Annotated in this window: 10 protein-coding genes; 1 reads left to right on the top strand and 9 read right to left on the bottom strand. The window is 71.6% G+C overall.

Annotated elements, in window-relative coordinates; all coding sequences use genetic code 11:
• Positions 1 to 47: 47 nt before the first annotated feature.
• The 7 genes from ACIPTO_RS25900 to ACIPTO_RS25870 all read right to left on the bottom strand — a co-directional run bounded on the left by ACIPTO_RS25900 (position 48) and on the right by ACIPTO_RS25870 (position 6,886).
• The gene (locus ACIPTO_RS25900) at positions 48 to 932 is read right to left on the bottom strand and encodes a carbohydrate ABC transporter permease (protein ID WP_366319420.1); all 885 of its coding nucleotides are present in this window, start codon (positions 930 to 932) and stop codon (positions 48 to 50) included.
• Positions 929 to 1,864, bottom strand: a complete 936-nt coding sequence (locus tag ACIPTO_RS25895) for a sugar ABC transporter permease (protein WP_318015563.1) — start codon at positions 1,862 to 1,864, stop codon at positions 929 to 931. Before ACIPTO_RS25895 ends, ACIPTO_RS25900 begins: the two co-directional genes overlap by 4 nt.
• A gap of 125 nt (positions 1,865 to 1,989) precedes the next feature.
• Complete coding sequence (gene araD, locus ACIPTO_RS25890; protein WP_401195962.1) at positions 1,990 to 3,720, bottom strand: L-arabinonate dehydratase; 1,731 nt, start codon at positions 3,718 to 3,720, stop codon at positions 1,990 to 1,992.
• Positions 3,708 to 4,616: a dihydrodipicolinate synthase family protein gene (locus ACIPTO_RS25885; protein WP_366319424.1), complete on the bottom strand. Its 909-nt coding sequence runs from the start codon at positions 4,614 to 4,616 to the stop codon at positions 3,708 to 3,710. Before ACIPTO_RS25885 ends, araD begins: the two co-directional genes overlap by 13 nt.
• Positions 4,613 to 5,281: a GntR family transcriptional regulator gene (locus tag ACIPTO_RS25880; RefSeq protein WP_366319426.1), complete on the bottom strand. Its 669-nt coding sequence runs from the start codon at positions 5,279 to 5,281 to the stop codon at positions 4,613 to 4,615. The genes ACIPTO_RS25885 and ACIPTO_RS25880 overlap by 4 nt, the downstream gene beginning before the upstream one ends.
• 159 nt (positions 5,282 to 5,440) lie before the next feature.
• A complete protein-coding gene (locus ACIPTO_RS25875; RefSeq protein WP_401195960.1) occupies positions 5,441 to 6,190 on the bottom strand; it encodes an MBL fold metallo-hydrolase in 750 nt (249 codons plus the stop codon).
• Positions 6,191 to 6,295: 105 nt separating this feature from the next.
• The gene (locus ACIPTO_RS25870; protein ID WP_366319430.1) at positions 6,296 to 6,886 is read right to left on the bottom strand and encodes a TIGR03086 family metal-binding protein; all 591 of its coding nucleotides are present in this window, start codon (positions 6,884 to 6,886) and stop codon (positions 6,296 to 6,298) included.
• Positions 6,887 to 7,067: 181 nt separating this feature from the next.
• Between ACIPTO_RS25870 and ACIPTO_RS25865 the strand changes: the two genes are divergently transcribed.
• The gene (locus tag ACIPTO_RS25865) at positions 7,068 to 8,366 is read left to right on the top strand and encodes an MFS transporter (RefSeq protein WP_401195958.1); all 1,299 of its coding nucleotides are present in this window, start codon (positions 7,068 to 7,070) and stop codon (positions 8,364 to 8,366) included.
• Here the strand turns inward: ACIPTO_RS25865 and ACIPTO_RS25860 are convergent.
• On the bottom strand, positions 8,303 to 9,466 hold the full coding sequence (locus ACIPTO_RS25860) for a hypothetical protein (protein WP_401195956.1): 1,164 nt from the start codon (positions 9,464 to 9,466) through the stop codon (positions 8,303 to 8,305). The genes ACIPTO_RS25865 and ACIPTO_RS25860 overlap by 64 nt on opposite strands.
• On the bottom strand, positions 9,463 to 10,476 hold the full coding sequence (locus ACIPTO_RS25855; protein WP_401195954.1) for a 5-dehydro-4-deoxyglucarate dehydratase: 1,014 nt from the start codon (positions 10,474 to 10,476) through the stop codon (positions 9,463 to 9,465). Before ACIPTO_RS25855 ends, ACIPTO_RS25860 begins: the two co-directional genes overlap by 4 nt.
• Positions 10,477 to 10,566: the final 90 nt, after the last annotated feature.

Below are 10,566 nucleotides of genomic sequence, written 5' to 3'. Positions count from 1 at the left end.
GGTTCTCCCTGCTTCGACGATCTTCGTCAGCAGGGTAAGCGGTTTCCTCATCCCTTCACCGCCCCCGCGCTGAAGCCGGTGATCAGCCACTTCTGGATGAAGGCGAACACGATCACCACCGGTACAGCCGCGATGATGCCGCCCGCGGCGAGCGCGCCGAGGTCGACGCTGTCGGCGCCCATGAGGGTGTTGAGGCCGACCGGGATCGTCTGCTTGCTCTGGTCGGACAGGAACATCAGGGCGAACAGGAAGTGGTTCCAGGCGTGCACGAAGGCGAAGGAGCCGACGGCGATCAGCCCGGGCCGCAACAGCGGGAGGACGACGATGCGGAACGCGGCGAAGCGGCTGCAGCCGTCGACCCAGGCGGCCTCCTCCAGGGACTGCGGGACGTTCCGGATGAAGCCGCTGATCAGGATCATCGACAGCGGCAGCTGGAAGACGGTCTCCGCGATGACGACACTGCCGAGCGAGTTGATCATCTGGAGCTTGGCGAAGATCTGGAACAGCGGCACCAGCAGCAGGGCGCCCGGCACGAACTGGGAGCAGAGCAGGGCCAGCATGAACGCGCGCTTGACCCGGAACTCGAAGCGGGCCAGCGCGTAGCCGCCGGCCAGGGCGACCACCGTGGTGAGGACCAGGGTGGCGACACCGACGTAGACGCTGTTCTGGAAGTAGACGCCGAAGCTGCGGTCGGTCCACACCTTCTGGAAGTGGTCGAAGGTCATCGGCCAGGGCACCAGGGAGGTCGAACCGGCCGGGCGGAACGCGAAGAGGAGGATCCAGTAGAAGGGGATCAGGGTGAAGACGAGGTAGATCCCCAGGGGGACGTAGATCTGCCAGCGCGGGACCTCGTCCCAGGCGCGGCGGACCTTGCGCGGCTGCTGCGGGACGGTGGTCTCCCGCTCGCGGGCCGGGGCGATCTCGGTGATCACTTGTCGCCGCCTCCGAACTTGCTCAGCCGCAGATAGACGATCGAGAAGAAGAGCAGGATCACGAACGCCACCGTGGTCAGGGCCGACGCGTAGCCGAAGTTGTGCGCTTCGACGCTGGTGTTGGCGACGTACAGCGGGAGCGTGGTCGTCTCGCCGGCCGGGCCGCCGCCGGTCAGGGTGTAGAGGAGGTCGACGTTGTTGAACTCCCAGACCGCGCGCAGCAGCGTGGACAGCACGATCGCGTCCTTGAGGTGCGGCAGGGTGATGTTGCGGAACTGCTGGAAGCGGCTCGCGCCGTCGACCTCGGCGGCCTCGTAGAGATCCTTCGACACGGACTGGAGGTCGGCGAGGATGAGGATCGCGAAGAAGGGGACGCCTCGCCAGAGGTCCGCGACCACGGCCGCGGAGAAGACGGTCGAGGGGTCGGAGAGCCAGCTCGTGCCGTACTGGCCGATGCCCATGTCGGCGAGGTAACGGGTCACGCCCGTCTGGGAGTTGTAGAGCAGCACCCAGATCGCGGAGGTCAGCACGCCCGACACGGCCCATGGGGAGAACACCAGCGCGCGGCCGATGGAGCGGCCCACGAACGTCTGGTTGACGATCAGTGCGAGGGCCAGGCCGAAGAGCAGCTGGAGGCCCACCTCCACGACGACCCACTTGGCGCTGAACGTCAACGTGTCCCAGAACTGTGGGTCGTTGGTGAACGCGTGGGTGAAGTTGTCGAGGCCCGCGAAGCCGTTGCGCCACGGTTTGGTGGGGTTGTAGTTCTGCAGGCTGTAGTAGAAGACGCTGATGACCGGGTAGGCGATGAAGCCCAGCATGAGCAGCGCCGCCGGGGCGATCAGCAGGTACGGGAGCCTGCGCGGGGTCGCGGAGGCACGGCGCCGCCGGGGTGGCGCGGGCGGTTTCGCCACGGCTGCGGCTTGGGCCATGACTGTTCTCCGTTCGCTTGCGGTGGGTCGGGTACGAGTCGCTCGGGGTGGGTCGCGTAAGGGGTGAAGCGCTTTCTCGATGGGTGCGGTGCGGTGCTGTGCGCTGCGCGGGAGGGACTGGGGGGCTAGCCCGCGTACGGGTCGGCGACCTTGCCCGGGCGGGCCAGGAACTCGAAGTCGCAGCCGGTGTCCGCCTGGGTGATCTGGTCGTTGTAGAGCGCGCCGTAGCCGCGTTCGTACCGTGCGGGCGGCGGTGTCCACTCCGCGCGGCGTGCCGCCAACTCCTCGTCATCCACGTTGAGTTGGAGGGTGCGCGCCTCGACGTCCAGGGTGATGGTGTCCCCGGTCCGGACGAGTGCCAGTGGCCCGCCGACGTACGACTCGGGCGCGATGTGCAGCACGCACGTGCCGTAACTCGTCCCGCTCATGCGGGCGTCGGAGATGCGGACCATGTCCCGGACGCCCTGCTTGAGGAGGTGGTCGGGGAGCGGGAGCATGCCGTACTCGGGCATGCCGGGGCCGCCCTTGGGGCCCGCGTTGCGCAGCACCAGGACGCTGTCGGCGGTGATGCCCAACTCCGGGTCGTTGATGGTGCGTTGCATGGTCCGGTAGTCGTCGAAGACGACCGCGGGGCCGGTGTGCTTCAGCAGGTGGGGTTCGGCGGCGATGTGCTTGATGACGGCGCCGTCCGGGCAGAGGTTGCCGCGCAGGACGGCGACCCCGCCCTCGGACGCGACCGGGTTGTCGCGCGGGCGGATCACGTCGTCGTTGTGCACCCGGGCGCCCGCGAGCTGCTCGCCGAGGGTGTCGTGGGAGACCGTCGGGCGGTCGAGGTGGAGCAGGTCGGGGATGCGGGAGAGGAAGCCGGGGAGGCCGCCCGCGAAGTGGAAGTCCTCCATGAGGTACGTCCGGCCGCCGGGCCGTACGTTGGCCAGGACCGGGACCGTGCGGGCGATGCGGTCGAAGTCGTCGAGCGTGAGGCGGACGCCCGCGCGGCCGGCCATGGCGATGAGGTGGATCACGGCGTTGGTGGAGCCGCCGAGGCCGAGGATGGTGGTGACCGCGTCCTCGAAGGCCTCCTGGGTGAGGATCGACGAGAGGACACGTCCCTTGTGGACCTGTTCGACGATCCTCATGCCGGACTGCGCGGCCATCCGATCGTGCCCGGAGTCCACGGCGGGGATGCTCGACGCGCCCGGCACGGTCACCCCGAGCGCCTCCGCGGCGGCCGTCAGCGTGGACGCGGTCCCCATGGTCATGCAGTGCCCGGGTGAGCGCGCGAGGCCGCTCTCCAGCTCGGTCAGCTCGCAGTCGCCGATGAGGCCCGCGCGGCGGTCGTCCCAGTACTTCCACATGTCGGTGCCGGAGCCGAGGACCTCGTCGCGCCAGTGGCCCGGCAGCATCGGCCCGGCCGGGACGAAGACGGTGGGGAGGTCGACGGAGGCGGCGCCCATCAGCAGCGCGGGCGTCGACTTGTCGCAGCCGCCCATCAGCACCGCGCCGTCCACGGGGTAGGACCGCAGCAGCTCCTCGGTCTCCATCGCGAGGAGGTTCCGGTAGAGCATCGGGGTCGGCTTCTGGAAGGTCTCGCTGAGGGTGGCGACCGGGAATTCGAGGGGGAAGCCGCCCGCCTGCCACACCCCGCGCTTCACGGCCTGCGCGCGGTCACGGAGGTGTACATGGCACGGGTTGATGTCCGACCAGGTGTTGAGGACGGCGATGACGGGCTTGCCGAGGTGTTCCTCGGGGAGGTAACCGAGCTGACGGGTGCGGGCGCGGTGGCTGAAGGAACGCAGCCCGTCGGTGCCGTACCACTGGTGGCTTCTGAGCTCTTCCGGTGACTTCATGTCGACCATCCGGCGGCTATCGCGGCGACCTCGGCGCGCTCGCTCTCGGGCAGGGTCTTGCTCGGCGGGCGGACCTCGCGGCGGCACAGCCCGAGGGACGCAAGCGCTTCCTTGACGATCGTGACGTTGTTCGCGGAGCCGTTCGCGGCCCTCAGTTCCTCGAAGCGGCGGATCTGCTCCCACACCTTCATCGCGCCCGGGTAGTCGCCGGACCGCAGGGCCTCGATCATGTTCAGCGAGACGGACGGGGCGACGTTCACGAGCCCCGAGGTGAAGCCGGTGGCGCCCGCCGAGAAGTAGGAGGGCGCGTACGGTTCGGCCAGCCCCGCGATCCACACGAAGCGTTCGAGCCCCGCGTCCCGGGCGAAGGCGGCGAAGCGGGCCGCGTCCGGGACGGCGTACTTGACCCCGATCACGTTCGGGCAGGCGTCGGCTAGTTCGGCGAGGCGGGCGCCGGGCAGCTGGGCGTTGCGGATGTACGGGACGACGCCCAGGTCGGGCACGGCCTCGGCGATGGCCCGGTGGTAGTCGACCCAGCCGCCCTGCGAGACGTACGGGTGGACGGGCTGGTGGACCATCACCATCCGGGCGCCGAGGCCGCGGGCGTGCCGCGCGGAGGCGACGGCGGTGGGCACGTCGTGCCCGACGCCGACCAGGACCGCGGCGCGGTCGCCCGCCTCGTCGACGGTCAACTCCGTTACCAGTTGCCGCTCTTGAGGGGTGAGGGCGTAGAACTCGCCGGTGTTGCCGTTCGGCGTGAGGATGCCGATCCCGCCGTCGAGCAGGCGGCGGAGCAGGGCGCGGTGGGTGTCCTGGTCGATGCCGCCGTCCTCGGCGAACGGGGTGACCGGGATCGCCACCACGTCGGCCAGGGCGGTGCGTTGGGCCTCGAACGCCGCTGTCATGCCTGACCGTCCTCTCCCTGGGATCCCAACCCGGTTCCGGGGAAGGCGCGTTGCACGAACGACGCGATGTGGGCGTGCAGTGCGGTGGCCGCGCCGTCCGCGTCGCCGTCCAGCGCGAGGCGCAGGATCTCGCGGTGTTCGCCGGCCTCCCGTTCCCAGGAGGGCGAGGCGGCCCAGGCGACGGCGGAGACCAGGGCGGCCTGGTCGCGGACCTCGTCGAGCATCCGGCCGAGCAGCGGGTTGCCGCACGGCAGGTACAGGGCACGGTGGAACTCCCGGTTGGCCAGGGAGCGTTCGGCGGTGTCGGTGGCCTCGTCGGCGCGGGTCAGGGCGTCGCGGGCGTCGTCGAGGGACGCGCTCAGCCGTACGGCCCGGCGGAGCGCCTCGGGTTCGAGGAGCAGCCGTACGTCGTACACCTCGCGCGCCATGTCCGCGTCCACCATGCGCACCGTGACGCCCTTGTACTGGTTCATCACGACGAGTCCGGTGCCGGCCAGGGTCTTGAGCGCCTCGCGCACGGGGGTCTTGGACACCCCGAACTGTGCGGCGAGTTCGGTCTCGACTAGGGGCTGACCCGGGGTCAACCGACCGGTGAGGATGCGGCGTTTGATCTCCTCCTGCACGTACTGCGTGCGGGACGGGATCGGCGTGGGCACAGAGGTCATGCGCGCCTCTCGGATGTCACGTGGCTGCGGTCGCGTATCTGATCTCGCGTATCGCGTCTCATATATGACGTACGAAGTACGACGCGTTGAAGGTAGGAGCGCGCTTTTGTTTCGTCAATGCTTCTGACAGAAGAACCCGCGACGGACCGCCGCACGGCGTCACATGGTCTTGGTGACGCCTTCGAGCGCGACGGAGGTCCGGCCGGGGAAGATCGCGGCGGCACGTTCCAGGGCCGCTTCGCGGGTGAGGGTGGGTCCCACGTGGGTGATGAGGAGTTCGCGCGCGCCCTTGGCACAGGCACCGGCGTCCTCGGGCGTGAGGTGAACCCGCCGTTCGCCTTCGCGATGCCGGTCGAGGTCGGCCTCGCAGAGGAACACGTCGGCGCCGCCCGCGAGTTCGGACAGCGCCTCGCAGGGTCCGCTGTCCCCCGAGTAGCCCAGGACACTGCCCTGGCACTCGGCGCGCAGCCCGTACGCCTCGGTGTCGTGGACGACGGCGCGTGTGGTGAGCCGGAGGTTCCAGTGCCGGACGGTGTGCCCGTCGTAGAGCGGCCGGAAGTCGAAGACGCCGTTGAGGAACCGGACGTCCGGGCGGCCGAGGAACCCGGCGAGGCGGCTCGCGCAGTCCTGCGGGGCGTAGAGCGGGATCGGGGCGGCCGGGGCCATCCCGCCGAAGGCGAACGCGTAGGCGGCGGCGAGGAGATCGGCGCTGTGGTCGGCGTGCAGGTGCGAGATCCAGATCGCCGTCAGCCGCGCCGGATCCGTGTGCCGCTGCAACTCGGCGAACGTTCCGGTGCCCGCGTCCACCCACACCTCGGCGCCCCCGCCGCGCAGCAGGTACCCGGAACAGGGCCGGCCGGGGCGCGGGTGGGGAGAGGCGGTGCCGAGGGTGGTGAGGCTGAGGGGCATGGTGCGGAAGAGTACGGTTCCGGAGGCCCTGGCGCTCACCTTTCGGGTGGTGTGCCAGGGCCCGCGCGGTGGACGGGCCCATGGGCCACAAGGCCGGGGCCGTCGCTACGGCTTCCACCCCGGATCGCGCCCGCTGAGCCCCAGCGCCCGGTCCAGCAACGGCGCGTCCGCCGCCACCGCCACGACCGGGCCGAAGATGCCGCCCCCGCGGCTCGGGTCCTCGGTCGCCGCGAGGAGGAAGTCGTACGACATCCGCAGGGCGGCCGGGTCGGGGGCGTAGGACTGGCCGGTGACCGTGGCCAGGTCCCAGCCGTGGATGACCAGTTCGTCGGCGGCGACGGCCGCGGCGACCGCGCCGGGGAGGTCCACGCCGCCCGCGCGGGTCATACCGGTCCAGGCGGCCGGGTCGCGCCAGGCCTCGGCGAGTCCGTCCAGGGCCTTGGGGAGTTCGGCACGCCAGTCGGGGCCGATGTCGGGCAGGGCGGCGAGGGTCGGGCTGGTGTCGGTGGTGGCGCCCAGGTCCTTGCGCGCGGCGTCGCGGAAGGCGACGGACAGACCGAGCACATGGGCCAGCAGATGCCGTACGGCGTAGTCGGGACACGGCGTCCCGTCGCCGAGCCGGTCGTCCGGGATGCCCTCCGCGAGGCGGGCGACGACCCGGGTCTGCGGTCCGAAGTCGAACAGGTTGTCACTCATGCGCTGCCCTTCCGGGGAGGTAGGCGGTCACGTGCGTCGGGCTCGTGGGCCGCGTTCACCAGGTAGACCGACGGCACGCCCGAAACTCATCGCTCCCCCGTCCCGCACCCCTGCCACCCGCCCTTTTCTACGGCACCTGCCCGATGCCGCCTCCCCCGCCTTAGACCCACGATGACCAGGCATGACGACAAACTGGACGGTGACGCGCATCCTGCGGGACCGCGACGCGGGCCTCTATCTCGCGGGCCTGGTCGTGTCCGCCTTCGGCTCGTCCGCGCTCGGGCTCGCGGCCGGGGTGTGGGTGAAGGACCTCACCGGTTCGAACGGCCTCGCCGCACTGTGCACCTTCGCCGTGTGGGCCCCGACCCTGTGCGGCCCGGCCCTCGGCACGATCGCCGACCGCGTCCGCCGCAAGCCCCTGCTGATCGGGACCGACCTCGGCCTGGCCGCCCTCCTCCTCACCCTCCTCGCCGTCGACTCCCGCACCGACCTGTGGCTCCTGTTCACGGTCCTCTTCGTCTACGGCACCACCGCCGCCGTCCAGGACCCCGCCGAGTCCGCCCTCCTCGGCGCCGTCGTCGACCGGGACCTCCTCGGCGACTTCAACGGGCTGCGGATGACGGCCGTCGAGGGCATGAAGCTGGTCGCGCCGCTGACGGGCGCGGGCCTGTACGCCGCGTTCGGCGGGCCCTCGGTGGCCGTCCTGGACGCTTTCACCTTCGCGGTGGCGGCGGTCCTGTGGCTGCCGATCCGCGCCCGGGAGGAACGGCCGTCGCGCCCCGACGGCAGCTGGCGGGCCCAAACCGCCGAGGGCGTGCGGGAGTTGTGGCGTCATCCGGTGCTGCGCCCGCTCGTCCTGGCGGGCGGGGCCACGATGTTCCTCGCCGCCCTGAGCAGCTCAGCGACCTACGCGATCGTCGACGCCCTGGGCCACTCCCCCGCCTACACGGGTGTGTTGTACGTGACCCAGGGCACCGGCTCGGTCGCGGTCGGACTGGTCTCGGGGCCCGCGCTGCGACGGCTCGGCGAGCGGCGGTTCGGGGCGGCCGGGATCGCGCTCACGGCGCTCGGGGTGACGGCGCGGGCCGTGCCGTCCGACGCGGTGGTGCCGGCGGGCGGTGTGGCGATCGGGCTCGGGCTGCCGTGTGTGCTGATCGCCGCGTTCACCGCCGTGCAGCGGGAGTTGCCGGGACCGCTGCTGGGGCGGGGCACCGCGACCGCCAACACCCTGGTCTTCACGCCCAACGTGATCGGGCTGGGGGTGGGGGCCGGACTGGTCGAACTGGTGGATGTGCGGCTGCTGTTGACCGTGACCGGGCTGGGGCTGTTCGCCACGGGGGCCTGGCTGGGGGTGGCCGGGGCGGGTGCGCCCGCTCCGGCCCGCGGCTCGGACCAGGCGCCGGACAAGGGGCCGTCTCAGAGCTCCGCGAGTGCCGACCGCACCTCCGCCAAGTCGCCCTCCGACGCCAACCCCGCGTGATACAGCCGTAGTTCGGTCGCGCCGAGGCCACGGGCCCGTTGCGCGTCCGCCGCCAGCGCCCCCGGTCGTCCGCCCATCCCGGAGACCACCGTGAAGTTCGCGGCCAACACCGTCGCGTCACCCGCGTGTTCGGCGAACGGGGTCAGCATCCCCGCTCCCGCGGTGCAGGGCACGACCACACCGTCCGCCACCGAGAGGATGTGCCCCGGGTCCACGCCCACGTTGGCGCCGCAGTGGTACGACTCAGGGTCCGCGTGCAGCAGGACCTGGAAGCCGGCGGGTGCGGCGGCACGGACCGCTGCGACCGCCGCCTCCTGGAGGGTGCGGGCCCGTTCGTCGCGCCACGCGCGGGTGGCCGTCGCGTTGGCGTCGCCGAGGAGTTTCTCGACCCCCGCCCAGCCGCCGTCGGAGGGCGCCCCCTGCCACACCGGCTCCAGTGCGGCGCGCACCGACGTCGCCAACTCCTCGGCGTCGAGGCCGTGTTCGCCGTAGCCCTGGCGGCAGGTCGGGCAGAAGCACAGGGACATGAGGTACTGGCCGGCCTCCCCGAGCCCGACCCCGGCGGTCTTGTCGTGGGCGTGCAGGTGGGTGAGGCCGTACCAGCCGAGGGACTCCAGCTCGGTGCCGCGCGCGCCGGGGCGTACGGCGGCCTCGGCGGCGAGGTCGGTGAGGTAGGCGCGGGTGGCGGGCTGGGCGATGCAGGGGGCCCAGGGGTAGCGGTCGCCGTAGGCGTTGACCACCGAGGTGTCCGGACGGTCGGCGCCCAGGCGGGAGTTGTGGGCGAGGACGACCCAGGTGTGGACCTCAAGGCCCGCGTCGGCGAGAGCCGCGGCGGCCTCCCCGAAGGCGTCGCCCGGCGCCCAGTCCCCGGCCGGGTACGGGCTCAGCTCCCGTCCCTGCCACCGGTCGTCCGGCGGATACAGCACGGCCGCGTGCTCGGCGGTGACGACGCGGTGGCGCGGGTGGCGGGGGGTCAGCGCGCGCGTGGAGTGGTACGCGGAGGCCAAGGTCGCCTGCTGGACGCCGAGTCGGGCGATCCTGTCGCCGGCCTCCGGGTCGCCGTTGACGTCCCAGGGGTAGACGAACGTCGATGCCTTCACGCGTCCTCCTCGATCCGCGACTCGATCCGCGACCCGATCCGTGAATCTGCCTGCGGCTCGGCGTGCGGCGCGATCTGCGGCTCGATCAACGTATAGCCCCGCTCGACGAGTTGGGCCAGTTGCTTGACGTGGTCCTCGGTCGGTTCGGTCAGCGGCGGGCGGACCTCGCCGACGTCCAGCCCCCGCATCCGCACACCCGCCTTGACGAGCGAGACCGCGTAACCCCGTCCCTGTGCGCGGAGTTCGACGAACGGGCGGTAGAAGCCGTCCAGAAGGCGGTTGGCCGTGGTGTCGTCGCCGGTGGTGAGCGCCCGGTGGAAGGCGAGCGCGATCTCGGGGACGAAGCAGAACACGGCGGAGGAGTAGAGGGTGATGCCGATGCCCCGGTAGGCGAGCTGGGTCTGTTCGGCGGTCGGCAGGCCGTTGAAGTAGAGGAATTCGCCGGGGACTTCGGTGCGGACGGCGCTCAGGATCCGCTGCATCAGGTCGAGGTCGCCCAGCCCGTCCTTGAAGCCGATGATGCCGTCGGTGCGGGCGAGTTCGACGACCGTGGCGGGGGTGAACACCGCGTTGTCGCGCTGGTAGACGATGACCGGCAGCGCGGTCGCCGCGGCCACCTCGCGGTAGTGCCGCAGCAGCCCCTCCTGCCCGGCGGCCACCAGATACGGCGGCATGGCGAGCAGCCCGTCCGCCCCGGCGTCCTCCGCGAGCCGCGCGTACCGGACGGCGAGGGCGGTGCCGTAGCCCGCGCCCGCGACCACCGGCACCCGGCCCCCGGTCGCCTCCACGGCCGCCCGGACGCACGCCTCGAACTCCTCGGGCAGCAGCGCGTGGAACTCCCCGGTGCCGCAGCACGCGAACACGGCGGCGGCCCCGGCCTCGACGCCCCGGCGGACATGCGCGCGGTAGACGTCGAGATCGACGGAGCCGTCGGGGCCGTACGGGGTGACGGGGAAGAACAGCGGCCCGCTGGGGATACTGAGCCGGTCGGCGAGGGGGGCTGGCGTCACGGGCTCTCCCTTGAAACAGACGCGTGCGTTCTTCTGATCAACGTCCACATTTCTGAACAGCCCCACCCTAAGGATCTGCCTCAGGGTGGG

Origin of the sequence: Streptomyces sp. NPDC090083, assembly GCF_044747445.1 — a bacterium.
Classification (GTDB): domain Bacteria; phylum Actinomycetota; class Actinomycetes; order Streptomycetales; family Streptomycetaceae; genus Streptomyces.
Note: the sequence above shows the minus strand (reverse complement) of the source record. Positions and strands in the feature narration are given on the sequence as shown.